Genomic DNA, 24,967 nt, shown 5'->3' with positions numbered 1-24,967 from the left:
AATAATGTTTTGGGCATGGTAATTATTTAAAGAGTTGTGATTATATTCGCATTTCGACGCTATTTTTAATCCAAAAATGTAGATCATGCTGAAGAAACAAGGACTCTATTTACCTGAATTTGAACACGAAAATTGTGGGGCAGGTTTTATTTGTAATCTTAAAGGAGAGAAGACAAATCAAATTATTCACGATGCTTTAGAAATTCTAGTAAAATTAGAACACCGTGGGGGTGTAAGTGCAGATGGTAAAACTGGTGATGGTGCTGGTTTGTTAATAGATATTCCTCACGATTATTTTAAACGCGTTTGCGAATTCGATATTCCTTCGCAAAGAGAATATGCTGTTGGTATGGTTTTTTTACCAAAAGTTAAAAACCAATATCAATTTTGTAAAGATGTTTTTGAAAAAGAAATTAAAGCTCAAGGTCTTTCTATTTTAGGATGGAGAGAAGTACCTGTAGATTCTTCTCAATTAGGAGAGATAGCTTTAGCATCAGAGCCTAATATAGAACAGCTATTTATAGGTAAAACAGAAGACGTTGCAGAAGACATATTTAAAGCTAAACTTTATGCTGCTCGTAAAATAACAGAGCATGTTATAAGAAAATCTAAAATGTCGCAAAGCGATTATTTTTACTTACCAAGCTTATCTAACACTACCTTAATATATAAAGGTATTATAATGCCCGAAGATATTGGGCCATATTTTACAGATTTACAGCAAGTAGATTTAGTTACACGTTTGGCTTTAGTACACCAACGTTTTTCTACAAACACGATGCCAGCATGGGAGCTAGCGCAACCATTCCGTTTTATGTGTCAAAATGGAGAGATTAATACCTTAAGAGGTAATGTATCTAGAATGCGTGTTCGAGAAGAAATAATGAAAAGTGATGTTTTTGGGCCTCAAATAGATAAGTTATTCCCAATTATATTACCAGGAAAGTCAGATTCGGCTTCTATGGATATGGTTGTTGAATTATTAACGCACACAGGACGTTCTTTACCAGAAGTCATGATGATGATGATTCCTGAAGCATGGGAAAAACATAAAACCATGTCTAAAGAACGTAAAGCTTTCTACGAGTACAATGCTTGCTTAATGGAACCATGGGATGGACCAGCTTCTGTACCTTTTACAGATGGTGATTATGTTGGAGCATTATTAGACCGTAATGGTTTACGCCCATCTAGATATACGGTTACTAAAAGTGGTAAATTAATAATGTCTTCAGAAATTGGTGTTGTAGAAGTAGCTCCAGAAGATGTAGAAAGTCATGGGCGTTTAGAACCAGGAAAAATGTTCTTGGTAGATATGAACGAAGGGCGCATTATAAACGACGAAGAAATTAAAAGTAAAATTGTTTCAGAAAGACCATATCAAGAATGGTTAGATAAAACAAGAATACATTTAAAAGATATACCGTATACAAATACAACCTGTCCTATCGAAACCATCGATATTAAAACAAGGCAGCGTTTATTTAATTATACATTTGAAGATATTCAAGAAGTTATTACACCAATGGCAATAGTTGGTAAAGAGGCTTTAGGTTCTATGGGTATCGATACGCCTTTGGCTGTATTGTCTGACAGACCTCAATTAATTTCAAATTACTTTAAACAATTATTCGCACAGGTTACTAACCCACCTTTAGATGGGATTCGAGAAGAAATTGTAACAGATATTAGTTTGTCTTTAGGTAAAGACAGAAACATATTTAGCATTACAGAAAGACAGTGTAGAAAATTAAAAATTCAGAACCCTGTAATTTCTAATGCCGATTTAGAAAAAATTAGAAACATATCTGTTGAAAGCTTTAAAGCCGAAACTATTGAGATTCTATACAAAAAAGACAGAGGTCTTAATGGACTAGAAGATGCTTTAGACGATATTATAGTGCAAATAGAAAAAGCCTTATTAAGAGGTACTAACATCATCATTTTATCAGATAGAGGTGTTAACAAAGAGTTTGCTCCTATACCTTCTTTATTAGCTTGTTCATACGTACATCACCAAATGAACCGTTTACGCAAACGTTCTTATTTCGATATTATTATCGAATCTGCAGAACCTCGTGAACCACACCATTTTGCTACCTTATTTGGTTATGGCGCTTCTGCTATTAACCCATATATGGTAAACGAAATTATCAGAATGCAAGTAAAAGAAGGCTTTATTACTGGTATGGACGAGCAAAAAGCAGTTGACAATTTTAACAAAGCTATTGGAAAAGGTATTTTAAAAGTAATGAACAAAATTGGAATCTCTACGTTACACTCGTACAGAGGTTCTCAAATATTCGAAATAGTAGGTTTTAATTCTCAGTTTGTAGAAAAGTATTTCCCTTACACAGCTTCAAGAATAGAAGGTATTGGTTTATACGAAATCGAAAAAGAAATAACAGAACGTTATAAATACGCATATCCAGATACATTTATCGATAAACGTTTAGGTTTAAATATAGGTGGAGATTATAGATGGAGACGTAATGGCGAAAGGCATATGTTTAACCCAACAACAGTTGCTAAATTGCAACAAGCGGTTAGGTTAAGCGATCAAGCGAGTTACGATGTTTACTCGAAAGCTGTTAACGATCAAGCAGAAAATTTAATGACTATTCGTGGGTTATTTGAGTTTGATAATTTAGACCCTATTCCTTTAGACGAGGTAGAACCTTGGACAGATATCGTAAAACGTTTTAAAACAGGAGCGATGTCTTATGGATCTATTTCTAGAGAAGCACACGAAAATTTAGCAATAGCCATGAACCGAATTGGAGGAAAATCTAATTCTGGTGAAGGAGGAGAAGATAGAAAACGTTTTATTCCAGACGCTAACGGAGATAGTAGAAACTCTGCAATTAAGCAAGTGGCATCTGGTCGTTTTGGAGTAACATCTCATTACCTATCTAATGCTAGAGAGATTCAAATAAAAATGGCCCAAGGTGCAAAACCAGGAGAAGGTGGGCAATTACCAGGAGAAAAAGTATTACCATGGATAGCATCGGCACGTAACTCGACACCTTTTGTAGGGTTAATTTCGCCACCGCCACATCACGATATTTACTCAATCGAAGATTTAGCTCAATTAATTTACGATTTAAAAAATGCAAATCGAGAAGCTAGAGTAAATGTAAAATTAGTATCAGAAGTAGGTGTAGGTACCATTGCAGCAGGTGTATCTAAAGCAAAAGCAGATGTTGTATTAATTGCAGGTTACGATGGAGGAACAGGAGCTTCTCCACTAACATCATTAAAACACGCTGGTTTACCTTGGGAACTTGGTTTAGCAGAAGCGCAACAAACCTTAGTGTTAAACAACTTACGTTCTCGTATTGTTGTAGAATGTGATGGCCAATTAAAAACGGGTAGAGATGTAGCTATTGCTGCACTACTAGGAGCCGAAGAATTTGGTTTTGCTACAGCTCCTTTAGTAGCTTCTGGTTGTATAATGATGCGTAAATGTCATTTAAACACATGTCCAGTTGGTATAGCAACTCAAGATAAAGAGTTGCGTAAAAACTTTAAAGGGACACCAGAACACGTTATTAATTTCTTCTACTATATAGCAGAAGAGTTAAGAGGTATTATGGCACAATTAGGATTCCGTTCTATGGACGAAATGATTGGGCAAACACATAAAATAAACGCAAACAAAGCGATAACGCATTATAAAGCTAGAGGATTAGATTTATCTTCAATTTTACACAGACCAGTTGCTTATAGTAAAATGCCTGTTAAAAATTTAGAAAAACAAGATCATAACCTAGAAAACGTTTTAGATTTTACCATCTTAAAGCATGCAAAAACAGCAATAACAAATAAAGTACCAACAACATTAGAGTTTCCTATTTGTAATATAGATCGTTCGGTTGGTGCTATTATAAGTAACGAAATATCTAAAGCACATGGCCACTTAGGGTTGCCAGATAATACTTTAAATATCAACTTTACAGGTTCTGCAGGTCAGAGTTTTGGAGCTTTTGGTGCACACGGATTAACTTTTAACCTTGATGGAAATACAAACGATTATTTAGGTAAAGGTTTATCTGGAGCTAAAATAATTGTTAAAAAACCAGCCAAAGCAGACTTTATAGCAGAAAACAATATTATTGTTGGTAATGTATGTTTATTTGGAGCTGTAGAAGGTGAGGCGTATATAAATGGTATTGCAGGCGAGCGTTTTGCAGTGCGAAACTCAGGAGCAACAACAGTTGTAGAGGGAGTAGGCGATCACTGTTGTGAATATATGACAGGAGGAAAAGTAATTGTACTTGGTGACACAGGTAGAAACTTTGCTGCTGGTATGAGTGGAGGTATTGCTTATGTTTACGATCCAGAAGATAAGTTTGTAAACGGATTATGTAATACAGAAACTATAGATTTTGAAGATATTTTAGCTGAAGATGCAGCCGATTTAAAAGGATGGATTGAAAAGCACGTATCTTATACAGAGAGTGAATTAGGTAAGAAATTATTAGCCGATTGGGATAATAGCTTGAAGAATTTTGTTCGTGTAATGCCTACCGAATATAAGAAAGCTTTAGAGCGCTTAGCAAAAGGAGAAGTAATGGTTGAAGAATTAGAAATAGCATAGTACAATGGGAAAAGTAACAGGTTTTAAAGAATTCGAAAGAAAAGATGAAGCATACAAGCCCGTAGAAGAGCGTGTAAAGCATTATAAAGAGTTTACGGTGCCTTTAAATGATGAAGAGATTACAGAACAAGGCTCTCGTTGTATGGATTGCGGAATTCCGTTTTGCCATAGTGGTTGCCCACTAGGTAATTTAATTCCAGATTTTAATCATATGGTACACCAAGGCGAATGGCAAAAAGCTTCTTGGATATTGCACTCTACAAATAACTTCCCAGAATTTACTGGGCGTTTATGTCCCGCACCTTGCGAGCAAGCTTGTGTTTTAGGTATTATAGAAGATCCAATTTCTATAGAGAATATAGAGAAAAATATTGTAGAGCGTGCATTTAAAGAAGGTTGGATTAAGCCACAGCCACCAAAAACAAGAACAGGGCGCAAAGTAGCAGTTGTTGGTTCTGGTCCTGCTGGTTTAGCAGCTGCACAGCAATTAAATAGAGCAGGACATTTAGTTACTGTTTTTGAAAGAGATGATGCTGTTGGAGGCTTATTACGTTACGGAATTCCTAATTTTAAAATGGAAAAAGGAATTATAGACCGTCGTGTAGCTATTTTAGAAGCGGAAGGTATTGTATTTAAGGTAAACGCTAATGTAGGTGTAAATGTATCTGTAGAAGAGCTAAAAGCATTTGATGCTGTAGTGCTTTGTGGTGGTGCAACAGAAAGAAGAAGTTTACCAACACCTGGTATCGATGCAGACGGTGTGGTGCAAGCTATGGATTTTTTAACACAGCAAACTAAAGTTGTTTTTGGTCAAGAAATAAAAGATCAAGTAAAAGCAACAGATAAAAATGTAATTGTAATTGGGGGTGGTGATACAGGATCAGATTGTATAGGAACATCTAACCGCCATGGAGCAAAATCGGTAATTAATTTTGAAATTATGCCAAAACCTCCAGGACACCGTTCGCCAACTACACCTTGGCCTTATTGGCCATTACAGTTAAAAACATCGTCTTCTCATAAAGAAGGGGTAGAGCGTAATTGGTTAATAAACACAAAAGAATTTGTAAAGGACGAAAACGGTAAGTTAACTGCTTTAAAAACAGTTAATGTTGAATGGGAAATGATTCCTGGAGAACGACCTAAGCTTATAGAAATTGAAGGAACTGAGAAAACTTGGCCTTGCGATTTAGCTTTATTAGCACTTGGTTTTACTGGACCAGAAAGTACTATTGCAGATCAATTAGGATTAGATAGAGATGGACGTTCTAATTATAAAGCAGCATACGGTAAGTATCAAACTAATGTGCCAAACGTTTTTACTGCAGGTGATATGCGTCGCGGGCAATCGTTAATTGTTTGGGCTATATCTGAAGGTAGAGAAGCTGCAAGACAAGTAGATATTTACTTAATGGGTAAATCTGATTTACCATCTAAAGATGTTACTGGAGATTTATTAGGAGTAAACTAGTAAATAAGATTATCATAAAAAAAGCGAACTTTTTAAGTTCGCTTTTTTTATGATAGTTGAATAAATTTTTTAATAAACTCTTCTTTTCGCCTTATAGACACATCTATGTTTGTTTTGTCTTTCATGGTAACATAGCCTCCTTTTCCTTTAGTGTATTTCTTTACATAAAATAAATTAACCAAATAAGAATTGTGCACTCTAAAAAAATGATTGTTTAATAAGAGTTTCTCGAAGATTTTAAGTGTTTTAGATGTTGTAATTTTTTCTCCATCTGTGGTGTAAATATGTGTGTAGTTTATATCTGCCTGGCAATATAAAATATGCGATACCTCAATAAATACGTACCCGTCAGATGTGGCAACACTAATGCGTTTTAAAGCATTTTCTACTTTTAAATTATGTAATAAAACGTCGATCTTATTTTTTAATATAGAGGTTTCTATTACATTTTTTAGTTTTAAAACAGTTTCGTGAAAATCGTCTTTATCAATTGGTTTTAATAAATAATCTAAGGCGCTAAACCTAAAAGCTTCTACAGCATAGGTTTCAAAAGCAGTAGTAAAAATAACATTAAAATTAATCTGCCCTATTTCTTTCAGAAAATCAAAACCCGTCTTGTTTTTTATTTTAATGTCTAAAAACACTAAATCTGGCTGTAGTTTTTTAGTGCCTTTAATACCATCTTCTACAGTATTAAAAGTTCCTATAATATCAAAAACATCATATTTAGAACATAGTTTTAATACAACATCTATGCAGTGTTGCTCGTCGTCTATAATTATAGTTTTTATCATATTAAAAAGAAAAAATTAAAGGCAATTTTACTTCAACTTTTACCCCTTGTTTTTTGTCAATTATCGTCATGCTTCCCTTGGTTTTCTTTTGTTCGTTTATAATGTCTATTCGGTTTTTTGTTAGGTTAATTCCAATAGATTTGTTGTCTTTAGTTATGTTTTTTGTACCGCCTCTACCAACACCGTTATCGTCTACAGAGCAGTATAGCATGTTATTTTCTTTTTTAAATTCAATTGTAATTTCGCCAGAGTTTTTTATTAAAGCTACGCCATGCCAAATACTATTCTCTATAAAGGGTTGTAAAATTAATGGCGGAATTAAAATGGAGCTAACGTCTATCTCGTTACTTACATTAATGGTGTAAGTAAAATTATTGTTTAAGCGTTTTTGCTCTATGTCTAAGTAGTTTTTTAAAACTTCTATATCGTCTTTTAAAGGCACAAATTTTTCAGTAGAGCTTTCTAGTGTCTTTCGTATTAATCGAGCAAATTTTGTTAAATAATTTGTGGCAGATTCTATGTCGTTTTTAATTATATAGCTATGAATAGAATTTAAGGAGTTAAATAAAAAGTGAGGATCCATTTGGGCTCTTAAAGCTTTTAGCTCTGTGTCTGCTACTTTAAATTTAAAATCAGATTCACGCTTTTTTCTGTAAAAAAACATGCCTCCTATAACTAATAAAAAAAAGCTTCCGCCTCCAAAAACTATTAAATTTCTTATGTGTTTATGGTGTTCAAGTTCTTCTTTTGCAATAAGTCTTTCTCTCTCAAAATTGTTTTCAAGAATATTTTTTTCGTTTTCAAACTTATATTGCTCTTCTAATCGGGCTAATTCTTCTTTCTTTTCTGTTGAATAGAAACTGTCTTTTAAAATTACAGCTTCTTCTTTTAATTTATACGCATTTTTATAGTTGCCTAATTTGTAATTTACATCGGTTAAACTTTCTAAAGCATTTACTTGTAAATTTATACTATGCGATTTTTTAGCATAACGTAAAGAAGCTTTAAAGTTTTCTTGCGCTAATTTTAAATTACTATTTAAATAACAGATACCTATATAATCGTGAACAATAGCTAGATTATTACTGTTGTTTAGCGATTGGTATATGGGTTTAGATTGGTTAAAATAACTTATAGCTTTATTGTAATTTTTTAAAGAAACATACGCTATTCCTATATTTGTTTTGGCACTTGCCATACCAAGCTTATTGTTTAAGGTTTTCATAATATTAAAAGCTTCATTATAATTATCGATAGCTTTTTTATGCTCTTTTAAATAATCGTATGCGTTTGCAATATTGGTTAAGCTGTTGGCTAAACCATAGTTATACTGTTTTGTTTTGTATATTTTTATGGCTTTTTCATGATAGGATATCGCTTTGTTAAATTTTTCTAGTCGCGTGTATAGTATACCAATACTTTCGTTAATAGATGCGTAATCTATACTTGTTGTGTCTTTTAGTCTTTCGTAAATGGTTAGTGCTTCAAAATATTTTGATAAAGATTTTGTATAGTTAGACTGGTACATGTAATTTAAGCCTATGCTATTTAACATTTTAGCCATTAAAACACTGTCGTTTTCTGCTTTAAATACCAAAAAGGCTTCTTTGTTGTTTTTGTTAGCTCGATTATAATCAGATTGATTAAAATAGATTAAGCCCTTATTGTAAATAGCTCTTGCTTTTCGCTGCCTATCTCCAATTTTATCGTAAATTTTAATAGCCATATCATACTTCTGTAAAGCTATAGAATCTTCTCTTTTGGTAGAATAGTTGTGCCCTATGTATTGTAGCGCTTTTGCTTCTCTGCTTATATCTTCTGTAGCTTTAGCAATTTTAATAGCTTCGTTTAAAACCTCTATACCTCGATCTGGATTAGATAAATAGTAGGCATAGCCTAGTTCTATTAATACATTTAAGCGTAAGCTATCGCGTTGCTTATTGGTAGTTAATAGTAGGGTTTCTAAAGAGTCTATTTTGCTTTTTTGAGCATAAACACTCACGAAAACAAAAAATATGAGGTAGTGCAGACTTCCCTTCATTAAGAAATAAAAGTTTACGTATTAATAGCTATAACAAAAGTACAAATTATCGAGCGAGAAAACCTATCTATTTGTTATTAAATAAATTACAGATAATAAGTGAAAGTCAACGAATAATAATTTAATGTAGTTCAAAATCTTAAATACAAGTACTTTTAACATGCTATTAACAAATTTATCCCTCAAAATGAAAAATCTAAAAAACTTAGTATTTTTTGCAGTTTTCCTATGTTCTTTTTCCTCTTTTGCTCAAGAAAAAACTATTGATGTAAAATATAAAAGAAGTTCGCTGCACACGCTTATGATAAGCGATTTAACCCAAGAATATAGTGATACTATTCAAAGTGTTTTTGTAAAAGCCCCTTTAATAGATAAGTTTAATAATCATATTATTGAAACTAGACTTATTTCTAGAGCAGATTCATCTTTTGCTTATACACCAACCGAAGAAGTAGAAGAGGCTCCAAAAAAGAAAGGGTTGATGTCTAAACTATCTAAAAATTCAGATTCAAAAGAAGATAAATCAATTCAGCATTTAGCAATTCTTAACGATTTAAATACTCATGGTATAGCCAAATCTTTGGTGTCTAAATGGTTTAATAGAAGTGAATTAGGTGGTTTTAATATGGATTTAATTGCAGAACGAGGTTATTACAATGCCTCAGACCTAGATGTTAAAATTGCAAATAGTAGCGAGCGTGGTTCTGCTTTATTAGCAGATGCGGGAGAGGCCTTAATAAAAAATACATTTATAATTGTAAACGATTTTAAGTATACCAATAAAGAAGAGGTAGCAGAAAAGGCGAAAGGCTTATTAAGCGGTGTTACCAAAGTGGCTTCGGTTTTAGGAAAAGACAATCTTGCCAATACATCAACATTGGCCTCTAAGGGTGTTGAGGTAGCAGGTAAAGGTTATGTTATTAAAACAAAAGCGTATTTGTATAAATTGGTTTGGAACGACGAAATAGCCAATGTTTTTTATAATAATTTTTGGACTGATGATGCTAATATAGATAACGATAAAGTAGAAGCTTATAACCAAACAGATGTTTTTAAGCTAGAATATGTGGGGACAGAAACATCTTGGGCAGACATACAAAGTACATCTTACTCAAATAAAAGTAATGTAGAATTAATTAGTGTGGCTACGGTAAGAGCTATAGATAATGTCATATCTAAATTACAAAGAAAATTTGAAGTTTTTAGAACTAAAACACCTCTGGTAAGTTCAGACCCTTTAGCAGCTAAAATAGGCTTAAAAGAAGGATTGGAAAAAGGAGATAAATATGAAGTTTTAGAGCAGGTGCTTAACAAAGACGGTATAACTGAGTATAAACGATTAGGTGTTATAAAAGTAGACAAAAATCTTATATGGGATAACCGATACAATGCTAACGAAGAAAACACATCTAGCATGGAATATACCACATTTACAGGTGGCAAAAACAAATTCTTTGCAGGTATGCTAATAAGGCAAATCAATTAATTAATCTATCCAAAATTTTAAATATTGAGTATCATGAAAATAAAAAACATTTTAATACTGTGCTTATTACTCGTAATGGGAACAACTGCTAATGCGCAATGGAAAAAAAATAAAGCTAATAGAGATACTAGGATTTGGCGTTACGACTTAGAGTGCGAAGGCATAGCTAAGTTGGGATCTAAATTAGTAAAAGTATGGTCTTATTCTAAAAATCCAAAGCATGCTATTTCTAGGTCTATGAAAAATGCAGTGCATGGAATTATTTTTAAAGGTTACGCAGGCGGAGGACAGGGTTGTACGTCTTTTAGTCCATTAGTTAAATCGGCAGAAACAGAAGGTGAATTTATAGAGTTTTTTGACGCATTTTTTGCAGATGGAGGCGAATATCTTAAATACGTTTCTGCAGCCACAGATGGTAGTATAGCCCCAGGCGATCGCTTAAAAATAAGTAAACGAGAATATAAAATAGGAGTTATAGTAAACGTACAAGTAGATCAATTAAGAAAACGCCTAGAAAGTAAAGGCATAGTTAGAGGGTTAACATCTGGTTTTTAAAATAGTATAAATTATGAAGAAGCAAATACATAGAGGTATTACATATTGCATATTCCTTGTTGGAATTATAGCATATAGTCAAGCAAAAAAACCAACTTTAATGGTAGTGCCAAGTGATGCTTGGTGCATTAAAAATGGATATGTAATAAATTTTGACGATCAAGGTACTATGGTGCAAATACCAGATTACCAAAAAGCTTTTCAGCAAGATACCGATGTACTCTTGGTAATTAGCCAGATAAATGGCATGATGGCCGATAGAGGTTTTCCACTTAAAAATATGGAATCTGCTATTAAAACACTAAAATCTAACTCGGCAGAAGATAATATGAGATCGTCTAAAGATTCTGGTAGCGCTGTAACCGAAAGTCCGATAGATGCTCTTAAAAAAATAGCAAAAGCAGACATTATTATGCAATTAACTTGGGTTGTAAATAAAACAGGACCCAAAAAATCAATAACGTTTAATCTTCAAGGGTTAGATGCCTATACAGATAAGCAAATTGCTACTGCAGCTGGTACAGGAGCGCCATCGTTTTCTGCAGAAACACCTGTTTTATTATCAGAAGCAGTTTTAGCGCATATGGATAAGTTTACAGAACGATTACAAACTCATTTTGATGATATGTTTGAAAACGGAAGAGAGATTATTGTTCGTATTCAAAAATGGGACGATTGGGATGGCGATTTAGAGTCTGAGTTTGATGGCGAAGTACTTAGCTTTATTATTGAAGACTGGTTGGCAGATAACACTGTTAAGGGCAGGTTTAGCACAACAGATATGACAGAAAGTATGGCTTTATTTGAGCAAGTTAGAATACCTCTTTATAACGATAAAAATAGAGCTATTGATGCCAGACGATATACTTACGAGCTTAGTAAGTTTTTAAAAAATGCACCTTATAATATCCCTAATAAATTAGTGATGAAGGGGCTTGGTAGAGCTACAATAATTCTTGGTGGTAAATAATAAAAATAAGAAAATGAAAAATATAATATACTTTTTAATGCTTATTAGTTCTTTATCGCTAGTAGCACAAGATCAAATTAATTACGATGGTATTTTTATAGGTACTTATGTGCCGCATCAAATAGAATCTATACCATCTGCTGCTAAAAAAATGCTTTCAACTAAATTAAACCAAATAGTTACACAAAAGGGCATTGCAGATAACAGCTATAATTCTCGCTTTATAATTACACCAAATGTTATGGTGCTAACTAAAGATGTACTGCCTACTGCTCCTCCAAAAGTAGCTTTAAATCTTGAGGTTACTTTTTATATAGGAGATGGTATTGAAGGCACCGTTTTTACAAGCGAAACAGTGTCTGCCAAAGGTGTTGGTACAAACGAGAATAAAGCATACATATCTGCTATACGACAAATAAGACCAAAAAGCCCAATACTGCAAGAGTTTGTTAAAAATGGAAAAAAGCGAGTTATAGATTATTATAATTCTAATTGCAATTTAGTACAACGAAAAGTTGAAGGCTTAAGTGCGCAAAATAAATATGAAGAAGCTTTGGCTGTTTTAGCAGGTGTGCCAGAAGTAAGCTCTTGTTTCGAAACTATAAAAAATAAAATAAGCCCAATTTACATCCAGGCTATTAATGTAGGTTGTACACGTAAATTAAACGAAGCCCGTAGCATATGGTCTGCCAATCAAGATTTAAGAGCTGCAAATAAAGCAGGAGCTATTTTGGCATCTATAGACCCGCAGGCATCTTGCTTTGGCGAGGTAACAACCTTATATCAAAATATTGCAGATCGTATTAAAGCTAAAGAGCTTTTAGATAGAGATTGGCAGTATAAATTAAAAGAACTGGATGTAGAAACATCTAGTATTAAAGCAGCAAGAGATATAGGTGTTGCTTATGGTTTAAACCAACAGCCAACTTATAATATTAAAGGTTGGTATTAATATAATAATATATAAATAGTTATTTAAAAAGGAAAAGCAATAGGTGTTTTAAGCCATTAATAGTATAGTTTAGTACCTATTGTTTTTTGTTTATCTATTTACTTTTCTTATCCCTAAGAGCCTCAATTAATAACAGTGAAGAGAAACTATTAATTTTTTTCTAATGTTATTAAATGTTTTCATGTATATGTAAATGAGCGCTCTTAAAAGAGAAGCTTTTTTAAGTTTTTAAAAGAGCAAGTATATGGTTTGTTTATACATTTTAATAATAAAAAGAGGGTTTAAAGAATTTCTTCATCGTTTTAAAAAGCATAATTACCAATGCTTTATTAGTTAGTTTTTATAAAATAATCTTTCAGTTTTAATATATCAAACTGATGTAAATAGCTATTAATTAATAATCCAAAAATCAAAAAAACAATGAAAACAAAATTCACAATTTTAATAACAGCTTTACTTTTAGTATGTCAAGTAAATGCTCAAAACACACTTACTGTAGACAATTCTGCAGGTGCAAATGCTCAATACAATAATTTACAAACAGCAATATCTGTAGCAACAGCTGGAGATATTATTTATGTTCACCCATCAGAGACAAGTTATGGTAATATTTCAATTAATAAATCTATCACAATAATAGGTTTTGGTCATTTAAATCCAGAAAAAAGAACAGAGGTAGAAGACATTATTTTAGGAGACGGTGCCTCTAACACTAAAATTTCTGGGTTTTATATTAATGATGATTTAATTGCTAGTAATAGTGCGCTTATTTCTAATCTAGTTATAGAGAATAATTATGTAAAAAGTTATCTAGGGTTCGATACTAGCGGTGGAGTTGATAATGTTATAGTAAGAGGAAATATTATTGCTCAAATGGGAACAACAAATTCTGCAACAAATTATAATAACTATACCAACACTATTATTAGTAATAATGTGTTTGTTCACAATTACTTGGGTTTAAAAAATTACCAATCTATTACTGTAAAAAATAATATATTTATTAAGGCTTCTTATAATACACCAATATACAATGCTGGTGTAGGAGATATTACTGTTCAAAACAACATAGTGATTTACGATTCTGCGTCCAATGAAGATCCAAATTCAAGTGGGGTAGTTTTTGAAAACTGTATGATTTATAACTTTGGAAGTGGAAATGTAGCTCTCCCAACAGGAACTAATAATCTATACAACCAAGATCCACTTTTTGTAAGTACTGATAATCCAGGATATGGTTTTTATGCCGAAATAGACGACTACCATCTTCAAGCAGGTTCATCTGCTAAAGGTACAGGAGCTGGAGGCGTAGACATGGGGCTTTATGATGGCACTGGAGTTTTTAATAATTATGGATATACTAAAGGTGTACCAAGTGTTAAAATAACCAATATTACAGATAGAATAGCGCCAGGAGCAAACCTTAGTGTTGACATTACATCTAAAGCAAATTAACATGAAAAAATACAAAATATTATATGGTTTTGTGTTTTTCTGTTATTTAGGAATTGGGCAAAATGTAACCAAGGTTGGGTATTTTTTTAATACAGACTTAGGCGTAGGTACAGAGACGATAATTAATGCAGATAGTAACACGGGTACACTAACGCAAAGCCTTTCTATACCAACAAATACATTACCAGAAGGTTTTAATAGTTTATATGTTAGAACGCAAAATAGTGATGGTAATTGGGGTTTATACGATAGAAAAGTTTTTTACCTAAAAAGCTTAAGCACATCCTTTATTTCGGCAGCAGAGTACTTTTTTGATGTAGATAGAGGTGTTGGTAACGAAACAGCTTTGGTAATAGATAATAAAGCAGAGCAAACCTCTCAAATTTATACAATCTCTACTACCGGTTTGTCTGATGGTTTTCATAGTTTTTATTTAAGAACTCAAGATAATGATGGTAATTGGGGTATATACGACAGAAGGTTAATCTATATTAAAGAATTCGATTTTTCTTTGCATGAAGTTATAAAAGCTGAATACTTCATAGATACAGATCCAGGAGTTGGCAACGGTACATCGATAACATTTACTGATGCTGCTCAAACATCACAAACTCTTGATGTAAGTACATCTAACAGTTTAGCCAATGGCGAGCATTTATTTTATGTTAGAGTTCAAGATTCTAACGGAGATTGGTCTATATACGACACAGAAGTATTTACCGTAGATTCTGGGTTAGGTATAGACGATAATTTATTTAAAACAACAAAGCTTTTTCCTAACCCTTTTAAAAATGAGTTAACTATAAAGTTAAATGATAACATCGCAATATTAAAAGTAGAAATATATAATAAACTTGGTCAAACGGTTTTTTCTAATCCAGAAAACATAAAAACATTAAATTTATCAAATCTAAAATCGGGTATTTATATTTTAAATTTAGAAACAGATATAGGTAAAGCTTCTTTTAAAATTATAAAAAAATAAAAAGTAAATTTTCTTTCAAACAAAAAAAGCGAACTTCTCAGTTCGCTTTTTTTTTATAAAGCTATGCTTTATTTTGCATTTCGCATAAATTCTTCAGCTTTTTCTACCATATTTTTACTGCCACAAATAAAAGGCACACGTTGGTGCAGTTCAGTAGGTTCTACATCCATGGTTCTAGTAAACCCATCACTAGATTTTCCATTAGCTTGTTCTGCTAAAAAAGCCATAGGATTACATTCGTAAAGTAAACGTAATTTTCCGTTTGGATTTTTAGAACTCTGCGGATATAAATAAATTCCACCTTTAATCATGTTTCTATGAAAATCGGATACCAAAGATCCAATATATCTAGATGTGTATGGCCTGTCATTCTCTTCTTGCTGGCAATACTTAATATAGTTTTTTACACCTTGTGGAAAATGAATATAATTACCTTCGTTTACCGAGTAAATTGTGCCATCTTCAGGAAATTCCATACTTGGGTGCGATAAATAAAACGATCCAATCGCAGGGTTTAAAGTAAAGCCATTAACACCATCGCCTGTAGTATAAACAAGCATGGTAGATGTACCGTATACCACGTAACCAGCAGCAACTTGTTCGCTTCCTTTTTGTAAAAAATCTTCAATTTGTACAGGTGTGCCAACAGGAGTTACACGTCTGTAAATAGAAAAAATAGTACCTACAGATACGTTTACATCTATGTTAGACGACCCATCTAAAGGGTCTATTAAAACAACATACTTATTTTGATGATTTTCATCTTGACTATTTATTGTTATAAAATCGTCTTCTTCTTCACTTGCAATACCACAAACAATATTTCTTTTTGTAAGTGTTTGTATAAACTTATCGTTTGCGTAAACATCTAGTTTTTGTTGGTCTTCTCCTTGTATGTTAGTATCGCCAGCTGCACCAATAATATCTACTAGTCCTGCTTTGTTTACTTCGTGGTTTACAACCTTGGCTGCTAGTCTAATAGAATTTAAAAGGCTAGATAATTCACCCGAAGAATATTTAAATGATGATTGGTTTTCAATAATAAACTCTCCTAAAGTTTGCTTTTTGTGAGACATAAAATAAGTTTCGTTTTGTTTATACAAATATCTATATTTTTTATGTAACTACAACGTTTTCGTTAAAGATTAATATTTGCAAATCACAAGTTTAAAGTATATTTGAAAAAATAGGAACATTATTTATGAATTATACAATTAGAATTGCAAAAAGCGAAGATATGTTACAGGTTCTTAATTTAATTAATGAGCTAGCCATATTCGAGAAAGAACCCGAAGCTGTAGAGGTAACAGTAGAAGATTTACAACAAGATGGTTTTGGAGACCACCCAGCCTTTAAGTGTTTTGTGGCAGAGGTTGATAATAAAGTAGAGGGTATAGCATTGGTATATAATCGTTATTCTACATGGAAAGGTAAAATAATTCATCTAGAAGATTTAATAGTAAGTCAAAAACTAAGAGGTTCTGGTATTGGCACAGCTTTGCTAGACGAGGTTGTTAAGTACGCACACAGTTTAAATGCAAAGCGAATTAACTGGGAAGTAATAGATTGGAACGAACCTGCTATTGCCTTTTACGAAAGTAAGGGTGCAAATGTTATGAGAGATTGGGATGTGGTACAACTAGACGAGCAAGCTATTAAAAATTACATAGCAAAACTATAATATGCAGGTCTTTAAATTTGGAGGAGCTTCTGTAAGAGATGCCAATGGAATAAAAAATTTGGCTTCGGTTTTAAAGTTAGTAGGCAGTGCTAATACTTTAATAGTCGTATCTGCAATGGGTAAAACCACAAATGCTATAGAAATTGTAATTAAAAATTATTTTAACAATAAAGCCGAATTACAAAGCTCTATACAAGACGTTAAAAAGTATCATAACCAGATTCTTTTAGATTTATTTACCAACGAAAAGCATATTGTTTTTAAAAAAGTTACACTTTTATTCGAAGAATTAAATGTTTTTTTAAAAAGTAATAAATCTCCTGATTATAATTTTGTTTACGATCAAATTATTGGGTTTGGCGAGTTAATATCTACAACCATAATAAACGAATATCTTAATACTATAGGCTTAAAAAGCAACTGGTTGGATGTGCGAGAGTATATAAAAACAGATAATTACTATAGAAGTGCTAACGTAAATTGGGAACAAACACAGAAACAAATAAGTGCAACATTTAATAAATCGATTTTAAACATAACTCAAGGGTTTTTAGGTAGCGATTCTAATAACTTTACAACAACATTAGGTAGAGAAGGTAGCGATTATACAGCAGCCATTTTTGCCTATTGCTTAAATGCAGAGCATGTAACCATCTGGAAAGATGTGCCTGGGGTTTTAAATGCAGATCCGCGTTATTTCGAAAACGCACAGTTATTAAATAAAATATCATATCGAGAGGCTATCGAATTGGCCTTTTATGGGGCCTCGGTTATTCACCCAAAAACATTACAACCCCTACAACGTAAAGAAATTCCTTTGTATGTTAAATCGTTTTTACACCCAGAACAACCAGGAACCATGGTTGCTAAAGAAATGTCTTTAGAGCCTAATATTCCTTGTTTTATAGTTAAAAAAAATCAAGTACTAATAGCATTATCATCATTAGATTTTTCATATATAGTAGAAGAAAATATTAGCGAAATATTTAATCTTTTACATGTTTATAAAATGAAAGTTCATGTTATTCAAAATTCAGCAATTAGTTTTTCTGTGTGTGTAGATAATGTTTATGGTAACTTAGAAGTCTTACTACAACAATTAAAAGCTAAATTTAAAGTTATGTGTTATAACAATGTTTCGTTATACACCATAAGGCATTATAATAAACCTGTTGTAGAGCAGTTGGAGAAAGATAAAGTTGTACTTTTAAAACAGCTTACAGAAGAAACGATGCAGCTAATTTGTGAATAGAAAAAGCAGTTTTTTGCATAATTATATATTATTTTAATACTAAATTAAAGGTTTTTTATTCTTGATTTGAGAGTGAAAAATGATTAGGTTTGTGGTTATGTCCAAGAAGGAAGATATAGGTTTAGTTTCGGCTAAAGAAGTAGCCAAAGTAATAAACGTAGATAAGTACGGATTTATAGGTACTTTTATTGGTTGGTTGTTAATGAAACTCCTTAAAATATCTGCTATAAACGAGTTTTATAAAAAAAATAAACATTTAAAAGACGTTGATTTTTTAGATAAAATTTTAGAAGAGTTTCAAATTAAATTTGAGATTCCAGAAGAAGACTTAAAACGCTTACCTAAAGATGGGGCTTATATAACAGTTTCAAACCACCCGCTAGGAGGCATAGATGGTATTTTACTATTAAAATTAATGGTAGAGCAACGTAGAGATTTTAAAATTATTGCAAATTTTTTACTGCATCGTATAGAGCCAATGAAGCCTTACATAATGCCTGTTAACCCTTTTGAAGACAGAAAAGATGTAAAGTCTAGTATTGCAGGTTTTAAAAACGCTATTTTACATTTAAGAGGTGGACATCCGTTGGGGTTATTTCCTGCGGGAGAGGTGTCTACCTATCGCGACGGTAAATTGGTGGTAGATAAACCTTGGGAAGAAGCTGCTATGAAATTGGTGCAAAAAGCAGGAGTGCCTGTAGTGCCTATTTATTTTCATGCTAAAAACAGTAAGTTATTCTACAAGCTATCTAAAATAAGCGATACATTTAGAACAGCAAAATTACCTTCAGAAGTACTAACTCAAAAACGTCGCGTAATAAAGGTAAGAATAGGTAAACCTATTTCTGTTAAAGATCAAAAAGAACATGCAGGTTTGGTTGAGTTTTCAGAGTTTTTAAGACGAAAAACATACATGCTATCTAATTCTTTTGAAGAAAAAGGAAAGATTTTAAACAATATATCTTCGACATTAAAAGTGCCAAAAACACCAAAAAAAATAGTAACACCGGTTAGTTCTGAAAATGTTATTGCTGAGGTTGAAGAGTTAAGAAAAGAAAATCATCGTTTATTAAAAAGTAAGAATTACGAAGTGTTTTTAGCTCCAGCTAATAACATACCTAATATATTAAGAGAAATAGGTAGACTTCGAGAAATTACATTTAGAGAGGTTGGAGAAGGTACAAACGAAGCTATAGATTTAGATACTTTTGATAGTTATTATCACCATATGTTTTTATGGGATGTAGAAAAAAATATTTTAGTTGGCGCTTATAGAATGGGCTTAGGCTCTAAAATATTTGAGCAACATGGTATTGATGGTTTTTATCTTCAAGATTTATTTAGGTTTGAGCCAGAGCTTTATAAAATGATGAGCGAATCTATAGAATTGGGGCGTGCATTTATAATTAAAGAATACCAACAAAAACCTATGCCTTTATTTTTACTTTGGAAAGGTATTGTGCATACAACATTGCGTTACCCCGAACATAAATTTTTAATTGGAGGTGTAAGTATAAGTAATCAGTTTTCTAACTTTTCTAAATCTTTGATGATTGAGTTTATGAAATCGCATTATTACGATCCATACATTGCCCAGTATGTACGCCCTAAAAAAGAGTTTAAGGTAAAGTTAAAAGACGCAGACAAAGATTTTGTTTTTGATGCTACAGCAGCCGATTTAAATAAGTTTGATAAAATTATAGACGAGATAGAGCCAGGCGCTTTACGTTTACCTGTTCTTCTTAAAAAATACATTAAGCAAAATGCAAGATTGGTGGCTTTTAATGTCGATCCGTTATTTAATAACGCTGTAGATGGTTTAATGTATATAAAAATAGAAGATTTGCCAGAAAGTACAGTTCGACCTGTAATGGAAGAGTTTCAAGCCGAGCTAGAACGTAAGTTCTCTGGTAATAATGAAGAATAAAAAAAAATCAGATTCCATTTTAAATCGAATCTGATTTTTAAGTATATAGTTTTAAATCGAATTAATAATTATATTACAAACCTTTAAACCACTCTTGAAATTGAGCGCCTAGTAAAAAAATGGGCTTTTTTTCTGCGTTTAATGCACTTATTAAACTCATAACCCAAAGTACAAAAACTAATATAAAGCCAATAAAGTTTACAAAAGGAATAAAACTAATTACTAGCCCAAGAATAGCAATACCTAATATTTGCCTTACGTAAAAAGAGCCTAATTCTGTTTTATTGCTACTATTCATAACCAGTGCTACTATCCACCCAATTATTGTAATATGTGCAATTATAGCAACATTTTTACCGTTGCTTAAAGCGTTTTTTGCGCTGTCTGTAAAGTCTGACGCAGCATCTTTAGCTTCGTTGGCAAATTCTTTAGCTTTTTCTTTGGCTTCTCCTGCAAGGTGTTTTGCATCATCACTAAACTCGTTAGCCTTTTCATTTATTTTATCGGCTGCTTTTTTAGCACCATCTTTAGCGTCTCCTAACATATCGTCAAGATCGTCGCTTAAACTTTTTTCGTCAGACATTGTTTTAATTGTTAAATAGTTAAGTTATAAAATTAGTAAAAATTAACTTATGAGTATGTTATATCTCTTTTTAAATTATTATGCTATTTTATCTAAATAGCATAATAACACCACCTAAAATGGTAATAATAAAAATAAAACGTCTGTAGTTTACATTAGATATAAGCTTAACAATAGAGGCTCCTACAAAAAAGCCAGCAATAAGTGTAGGTATTAAAACCGAGTTTAACACTAAGGTTTCTGTGCTAACAGTTTTCCAAACAAAAATGTGAAATGGAAGTTTAAAAACATTAATTAAAAAAAACAGCCAAGCTGCAGTGCCTATAAATTCGTTTTTAGGGAACCTAATGGCTAAAAAATAAACGTTAGCTATTGGGCCTGCTAAATTACCTATCATGGTTGCAAAACCAGCTAAGAAGCCAGAAGAAACAGTAAATATTTTACTATTAGGAACTGCTGCTGTTTTTCTGTTTTCGAAATAAAACATAATAATAACCGATACAATTATTATAACTGCCATTAATTTTTTGAAGACATTTTCAGAAATGTCGTTACCAATCCAAACACCAACTAAAACGCCAATAACCATAAATGGTAATAGCTTAAAAATAATTTTCCATTGGGCATGTCTGTTATAGTAAATAACTGCAATAATATCGGCAAAAATAAGCATAGGTAACAAAACACCTGTTGATGCTTTTTCGCTAAAAACAAAAGCCATAATTAAAATTATAACAATACCAATGCCTTTTATACCAGATTTAGATGCGCCTAGTAAAAAGCCTGCCAAGCTAATGGCTACCCATTGTAATGTCGATAAATTGTAAGCTTGAAGAGTTTCTAAGTAAGACAATGCGTTTTATTGTTAAAGGGGTTAAAATAGGAAACCCCAAATTTACAAAAAAGCAGAGTCTATGGGTTCCCAAAGTTCAATTTTATTACCGTTATTATCTAAAATCCAACCAAATTTGCCATATTCAAATTCTTCTATCTCTCCAACAATAGTTACGCCTTCTTTTTTTAGAACAGCAAGTAATTCGTGTAGATTTTCTACACGGTAATTAAACATAAATTCTTTTTTTGATGGTTCGAAATATTTAGTTTCTTCAGGAAAAGGACTCCACTGTGTAGAGCATTTGTTTCCGTTTTCGTCTTTCCACCAAAAGGTACAACCATAATCGTCCGTATTAAAACCCAAGTGTTTTTTATACCAGTCTTTTGTTGCTTTTGGGTTTGTGGTTTTAAAAAACAATCCGCCAATACCTAATACACGTTTTTTCATAGAAAAAAATTATTTTTTATTTGTTGTAGTTTCGTAGATTTCTATCCATTCTTTGGCAGAGATTTTTGTTGTTAACTCTCCAATAAGGTCGAAAGGAATATCATTCATTTTTTTGAATCTAATACAACTTTTACCCATATCTAGTTTGTATTTACAGCGTTTGGCATAAGCATTAGTAAACCAATCCATTAAATCTTTTTTAGCATATAAAGCCATGCTATAAACTGCTATAAAATTTTTTTGCGAAGCCAAATTCATAAAAGGTAATGGTAGTTTTGGGTTGCAATGGTAACCGTTTGGGTACACATGGTGCGGTATTACGTAAGCTAACATGCCATAACCTATAGTTTCTTCTATGCCTTTAGGAAGGTTGTCTAGAATTTGTCGTCTTAATTTTAAAAAGGGCTCTTTTCTATTTTCGGGTAACTCGTCTATATAGTGTTTTGGTGTTGTTGCTTTAGATTGCATGCTTATATAATTTTGAATTATATAAAGTTAACAAAATTAGCTTTAATTTTATCTACAATAGTCTGTGCTAATTTTTCTTTGCTTTCTACTGTCCAACCAGCAACATGTGGCGTAAGTATAACATTTTCTGATGCTATTAAATATTTAAAATCTTCGGGTAAATTTGTAGAAAAAAGTGTTTCGAAAGATGCTTTTTCGTATTCTAAAACATCTAAACCAGCTCCTAATATTTTTCCAGATTTTAAGGCGGTTACCAAATTGGCAGTTACAACACTTTTGCCTCGAGCTGTATTTATAAGCCAAAACGGTTTTTTAAACTGGTTAATAAACGTTGTATTTACCATTTTTAAGGTTAGCTCTGTTTGAGGTGTGTGTAAACTTAGTACATCGGCTTTTTCTTGTAATTCTTGCAGGCTTACTTGTTTGGCATTGGCGTCTTCTATATTATCTTTTAAATCGTAGCATAAAACTTCGCAATCGAAACCACGTAGCTTTTTTGCAAATGCTTTACCCATGTTACCGTAACCTATTAAGCCTACGGTTTTTCCGTCTAACTCTATTCCTCTATTGTCTTCTCTTAACCATTTTCCTGCTCTAACTTGAGCATCGGCTTTATTTAATTTATTAAATAGCGATAATAGCATGCCAAGACTGTGTTCGCCTACAGCGTTTCTATTACCCTCTGGTGCTGCTATTAAAGTTATGCCCTTACTTTTGGCGTAATCGCAATCTATGTTTTCTAAACCAGCACCTACACGACCTATAAATTTTAATTTTTTTGCAGCGTCTAGAAAAGATTTGTCAATAGAGAACCGACTGCGTATTATAAAACCTTCGTATTCGTGAATTTTATTTTGAATGTCTTCTTTTGGCGATGTATAATCTTCATGATTTATAAAGCCTAAATTGTTTAATTGATTTATTAATAATTCGTGATTGGTATCGAGGTGAAGAATTTTCATTTGAATGAATTTGATGGTAATTTACGAAGTTTTGCGTTAGGGATAGAGCGGTATGTTTAAGCTCACCGACGTTAGGAGGTAGCGAGTAGCGAAAGCCCGACCCTTTTGGGTAACGCCCAATTGCTTATATGCCTAGAATCATTTTTGCTATCCAGAAATATATAAGTATTCCAAAAATATCGTTGCTTGTTGTTATAAATGGACCGGTTGCTATGGCAGGATCTATGCCTTGTTTGTTTAAAAATAGAGGGACAAAAGTGCCTATTAAACCTGCTACAATAATAACTATTACTAGCGATGCAGATATGGCTAATGCTGTGGTTGGGCTTCCTTTTGTAATCCAGACAAAGAAAAATAGAAAAAGGGCTAGAATAAAACCATTTAATGCCGCTAATAGCATTTCTTTTATAAGGCGACTGTTTACACTACCTTTTACATCGTCGTTGGCTAAACCTTGTACTATTATGGCGCTAGATTGTACACCTACGTTACCTGCCATGGCTGCAATTAGTGGTGTAAAAAAGAATAAAACTGCGTATTTTTCGAATACATTGTGAAATCCTTCCATTATTAAAAAGGCACCAATACCACCTACTAGACCCAAAAACAACCATGGTAAACGTGCTCGGGTTAGTTCGATAATACTATCGTCTGAGTCGACATCTTGGGTAATACCTGCAGCTAATTGGTAGTCTTTATCGGCTTCTTCTTTTAAAACGTCTACAATATCGTCAATAGTAATTCTACCTAATAGTGTTTGGTTATCATCTACTACAGGAATGGCTTCTAAATCGTATTTAGACATTATTTTTGCAACATCTTCGGCATCTTCGTTAACGTTTACAGAGTCGACATTAGATATGTATATATCTGCTATTTTTTGCTCGTTTTTGGCAACAATTAGGTCTTTTAAAGATAAACGTCCAACAAGTTTGTCTTGTTTGTTTACCACGTAAACTGAGTGTACACGGGTTACTTCTTCGGCTTGACCTCTAATTCTGCGTAGGCAACCAGCAACGGTCCAGGTGTCGTAAACTTTTACGAGTTCTTTAGCCATTAATCCGCCAGCAGTATCTTCGTCATAAGCCAATAACTCTTTAATTTCGGCTTTATGGTCTTGATCTTCAATTTTAGAGATTACTTCTTCTTGTCTAGATTCTGGTAATTCGGCAATAATATCTGCAGCATCATCGGTATCTAGCTCTTCAATTTCTTCGGCAATTTCTTTGGCAGAAAGTCTTTTTAGTACTTTTTCTCGAATGTCTTCGTCAAGCTCTGTTAAGATGTCTGATGTGGTGTCAGAGTCTAAAAGCTTAATAATATAAACAGCTTTGTCGAGGTTTAACTCGTCAAGAATTTCTGCAATATCTGCATAGTGAAAATCGTCTAAAAGTAAATGTAATGCTTTATCGTTTCTAGATTCGATTAAGTTTTCAACCTGGTTTACCAAACCTGGAGTAAGCTCAAATTGTATGTTTTCTTTTTCTTCAGACAAATTGATTG

Annotated in this window: 20 protein-coding genes; 11 read left to right on the top strand and 9 right to left on the bottom strand. The window is 32.6% G+C overall.

The features are described 5' to 3' along the window. Positions 1 to 85 precede the first annotated feature (85 nt). Together gltB and ABD715_RS05020 are read left to right on the top strand one after the other, a co-directional pair. The gene (gene gltB, locus ABD715_RS05025; protein WP_344787012.1) at positions 86 to 4,600 is read left to right on the top strand and encodes a glutamate synthase large subunit; all 4,515 of its coding nucleotides are present in this window, start codon (positions 86 to 88) and stop codon (positions 4,598 to 4,600) included. 4 nt (positions 4,601 to 4,604) lie between these two features. After that, positions 4,605 to 6,071, top strand: coding sequence for a glutamate synthase subunit beta (locus ABD715_RS05020; RefSeq protein WP_344787011.1), 1,467 nt, complete (start codon positions 4,605 to 4,607; stop codon positions 6,069 to 6,071). A gap of 47 nt (positions 6,072 to 6,118) precedes the next feature. Here ABD715_RS05020 and ABD715_RS05015 read toward each other — a convergent pair whose 3' ends face one another. Both ABD715_RS05015 and ABD715_RS05010 read right to left on the bottom strand, forming a co-directional pair. Then, positions 6,119 to 6,865, bottom strand: coding sequence for a LytR/AlgR family response regulator transcription factor (locus ABD715_RS05015; RefSeq protein ID WP_344787010.1), 747 nt, complete (start codon positions 6,863 to 6,865; stop codon positions 6,119 to 6,121). A 1-nt stretch (position 6,866) separates the two neighbouring features. After that, positions 6,867 to 8,906: a tetratricopeptide repeat protein gene (locus tag ABD715_RS05010; protein WP_344787009.1), complete on the bottom strand. Its 2,040-nt coding sequence runs from the start codon at positions 8,904 to 8,906 to the stop codon at positions 6,867 to 6,869. Positions 8,907 to 9,093: 187 nt separating this feature from the next. Between ABD715_RS05010 and ABD715_RS05005 the strand changes: the two genes are divergently transcribed. The 6 genes from ABD715_RS05005 (at position 9,094) to ABD715_RS04980 (ending at position 15,309) form a co-directional block, all read left to right on the top strand. Then, entirely contained in the window at positions 9,094 to 10,392 is a 1,299-nt protein-coding gene (locus ABD715_RS05005) for a hypothetical protein (RefSeq protein ID WP_344787008.1), read from the top strand. A 33-nt stretch (positions 10,393 to 10,425) separates the two neighbouring features. Beyond that, entirely contained in the window at positions 10,426 to 10,947 is a 522-nt protein-coding gene (locus ABD715_RS05000; protein WP_344787006.1) for a hypothetical protein, read from the top strand. 13 nt (positions 10,948 to 10,960) lie between these two features. Beyond that, complete coding sequence (locus ABD715_RS04995; protein WP_344787005.1) at positions 10,961 to 11,917, top strand: DUF6175 family protein; 957 nt, start codon at positions 10,961 to 10,963, stop codon at positions 11,915 to 11,917. Positions 11,918 to 11,930: 13 nt separating this feature from the next. Continuing rightward, complete coding sequence (locus ABD715_RS04990) at positions 11,931 to 12,869, top strand: hypothetical protein (protein WP_344787004.1); 939 nt, start codon at positions 11,931 to 11,933, stop codon at positions 12,867 to 12,869. Between the two features lie 420 nt (positions 12,870 to 13,289). After that, the gene (locus ABD715_RS04985) at positions 13,290 to 14,324 is read left to right on the top strand and encodes a right-handed parallel beta-helix repeat-containing protein (protein WP_344787003.1); all 1,035 of its coding nucleotides are present in this window, start codon (positions 13,290 to 13,292) and stop codon (positions 14,322 to 14,324) included. 1 nt (position 14,325) lies between these two features. After that, the gene (locus tag ABD715_RS04980; RefSeq protein ID WP_344787002.1) at positions 14,326 to 15,309 is read left to right on the top strand and encodes a T9SS type A sorting domain-containing protein; all 984 of its coding nucleotides are present in this window, start codon (positions 14,326 to 14,328) and stop codon (positions 15,307 to 15,309) included. A 68-nt stretch (positions 15,310 to 15,377) separates the two neighbouring features. On the opposite strand, the gene fbp is transcribed toward ABD715_RS04980, so the two are convergent. Continuing rightward, positions 15,378 to 16,385 carry a class 1 fructose-bisphosphatase gene (gene fbp / locus ABD715_RS04975; RefSeq protein WP_344787001.1) on the bottom strand — a complete coding sequence of 336 codons (1,008 nt, stop codon included), beginning with the start codon at positions 16,383 to 16,385 and terminating at the stop codon, positions 15,378 to 15,380. A gap of 125 nt (positions 16,386 to 16,510) precedes the next feature. Here fbp and ABD715_RS04970 point away from each other — a divergent pair, with 125 nt between their 5' ends. The 3 genes from ABD715_RS04970 to ABD715_RS04960 all read left to right on the top strand — a co-directional run bounded on the left by ABD715_RS04970 (position 16,511) and on the right by ABD715_RS04960 (position 20,169). Further along, on the top strand, positions 16,511 to 16,990 hold the full coding sequence (locus ABD715_RS04970; protein ID WP_344787000.1) for a GNAT family N-acetyltransferase: 480 nt from the start codon (positions 16,511 to 16,513) through the stop codon (positions 16,988 to 16,990). Between the two features lies 1 nt (position 16,991). Beyond that, complete coding sequence (locus tag ABD715_RS04965) at positions 16,992 to 18,242, top strand: aspartate kinase (RefSeq protein WP_344786999.1); 1,251 nt, start codon at positions 16,992 to 16,994, stop codon at positions 18,240 to 18,242. A gap of 97 nt (positions 18,243 to 18,339) precedes the next feature. Continuing rightward, positions 18,340 to 20,169, top strand: coding sequence for a GNAT family N-acyltransferase (locus tag ABD715_RS04960; protein ID WP_344786998.1), 1,830 nt, complete (start codon positions 18,340 to 18,342; stop codon positions 20,167 to 20,169). Between the two features lie 73 nt (positions 20,170 to 20,242). On the opposite strand, the gene ABD715_RS04955 is transcribed toward ABD715_RS04960, so the two are convergent. The 6 genes from ABD715_RS04955 to mgtE all read right to left on the bottom strand — a co-directional run bounded on the left by ABD715_RS04955 (position 20,243) and on the right by mgtE (position 24,959). After that, positions 20,243 to 20,752, bottom strand: a complete 510-nt coding sequence (locus tag ABD715_RS04955) for a YtxH domain-containing protein (RefSeq protein ID WP_344786997.1) — start codon at positions 20,750 to 20,752, stop codon at positions 20,243 to 20,245. Between the two features lie 88 nt (positions 20,753 to 20,840). Next, entirely contained in the window at positions 20,841 to 21,605 is a 765-nt protein-coding gene (locus ABD715_RS04950; RefSeq protein WP_344786996.1) for a sulfite exporter TauE/SafE family protein, read from the bottom strand. 42 nt (positions 21,606 to 21,647) lie between these two features. Continuing rightward, on the bottom strand, positions 21,648 to 22,034 hold the full coding sequence (locus tag ABD715_RS04945; protein ID WP_344786995.1) for a VOC family protein: 387 nt from the start codon (positions 22,032 to 22,034) through the stop codon (positions 21,648 to 21,650). Positions 22,035 to 22,043: 9 nt separating this feature from the next. Beyond that, positions 22,044 to 22,502 (bottom strand): DUF1801 domain-containing protein, encoded by a 459-nt coding sequence (locus tag ABD715_RS04940; protein WP_344786994.1) that lies wholly within the window; start codon positions 22,500 to 22,502, stop codon positions 22,044 to 22,046. A 17-nt stretch (positions 22,503 to 22,519) separates the two neighbouring features. Then, complete coding sequence (locus ABD715_RS04935) at positions 22,520 to 23,464, bottom strand: 2-hydroxyacid dehydrogenase (RefSeq protein ID WP_344786993.1); 945 nt, start codon at positions 23,462 to 23,464, stop codon at positions 22,520 to 22,522. 124 nt (positions 23,465 to 23,588) lie between these two features. Beyond that, complete coding sequence (gene mgtE, locus ABD715_RS04930) at positions 23,589 to 24,959, bottom strand: magnesium transporter (protein ID WP_344786992.1); 1,371 nt, start codon at positions 24,957 to 24,959, stop codon at positions 23,589 to 23,591. Positions 24,960 to 24,967: the final 8 nt, after the last annotated feature.

The sequence above is a fragment of the Postechiella marina genome (genome assembly GCF_039538365.1).
Taxonomy (GTDB): Bacteria; Bacteroidota; Bacteroidia; order Flavobacteriales; family Flavobacteriaceae; genus Postechiella; species Postechiella marina.
The sequence above is the reverse complement of the archived record's forward strand: the minus strand, read 5'-3'. Positions and strand labels throughout refer to the sequence as shown.

Excerpts from the sequence above, each read along its gene's own strand:
- gltB (WP_344787012.1), top strand. The coding sequence starts at position 86 with ATGCTGAAGAAACAAGGACTCTATTTACCTGAATTTGAACACGAAAAT.
- ABD715_RS05020 (WP_344787011.1), top strand. The coding sequence starts at position 4,605 with ATGGGAAAAGTAACAGGTTTTAAAGAATTCGAAAGAAAAGATGAAGCA.
- ABD715_RS05015 (WP_344787010.1), bottom strand. The coding sequence starts at position 6,865 with ATGATAAAAACTATAATTATAGACGACGAGCAACACTGCATAGATGTT.
- ABD715_RS05010 (WP_344787009.1), bottom strand. The coding sequence starts at position 8,906 with ATGAAGGGAAGTCTGCACTACCTCATATTTTTTGTTTTCGTGAGTGTT.
- ABD715_RS05005 (WP_344787008.1), top strand. The coding sequence starts at position 9,094 with ATGAAAAATCTAAAAAACTTAGTATTTTTTGCAGTTTTCCTATGTTCT.
- ABD715_RS05000 (WP_344787006.1), top strand. The coding sequence starts at position 10,426 with ATGAAAATAAAAAACATTTTAATACTGTGCTTATTACTCGTAATGGGA.
- ABD715_RS04995 (WP_344787005.1), top strand. The coding sequence starts at position 10,961 with ATGAAGAAGCAAATACATAGAGGTATTACATATTGCATATTCCTTGTT.
- ABD715_RS04990 (WP_344787004.1), top strand. The coding sequence starts at position 11,931 with ATGAAAAATATAATATACTTTTTAATGCTTATTAGTTCTTTATCGCTA.
- ABD715_RS04985 (WP_344787003.1), top strand. The coding sequence starts at position 13,290 with ATGAAAACAAAATTCACAATTTTAATAACAGCTTTACTTTTAGTATGT.
- ABD715_RS04980 (WP_344787002.1), top strand. The coding sequence starts at position 14,326 with ATGAAAAAATACAAAATATTATATGGTTTTGTGTTTTTCTGTTATTTA.
- fbp (WP_344787001.1), bottom strand. The coding sequence starts at position 16,385 with ATGTCTCACAAAAAGCAAACTTTAGGAGAGTTTATTATTGAAAACCAA.
- ABD715_RS04970 (WP_344787000.1), top strand. The coding sequence starts at position 16,511 with ATGAATTATACAATTAGAATTGCAAAAAGCGAAGATATGTTACAGGTT.
- ABD715_RS04965 (WP_344786999.1), top strand. The coding sequence starts at position 16,992 with ATGCAGGTCTTTAAATTTGGAGGAGCTTCTGTAAGAGATGCCAATGGA.
- ABD715_RS04960 (WP_344786998.1), top strand. The coding sequence starts at position 18,340 with ATGTCCAAGAAGGAAGATATAGGTTTAGTTTCGGCTAAAGAAGTAGCC.
- ABD715_RS04955 (WP_344786997.1), bottom strand. The coding sequence starts at position 20,752 with ATGTCTGACGAAAAAAGTTTAAGCGACGATCTTGACGATATGTTAGGA.
- ABD715_RS04945 (WP_344786995.1), bottom strand. The coding sequence starts at position 22,034 with ATGAAAAAACGTGTATTAGGTATTGGCGGATTGTTTTTTAAAACCACA.
- ABD715_RS04940 (WP_344786994.1), bottom strand. The coding sequence starts at position 22,502 with ATGCAATCTAAAGCAACAACACCAAAACACTATATAGACGAGTTACCC.
- ABD715_RS04935 (WP_344786993.1), bottom strand. The coding sequence starts at position 23,464 with ATGAAAATTCTTCACCTCGATACCAATCACGAATTATTAATAAATCAA.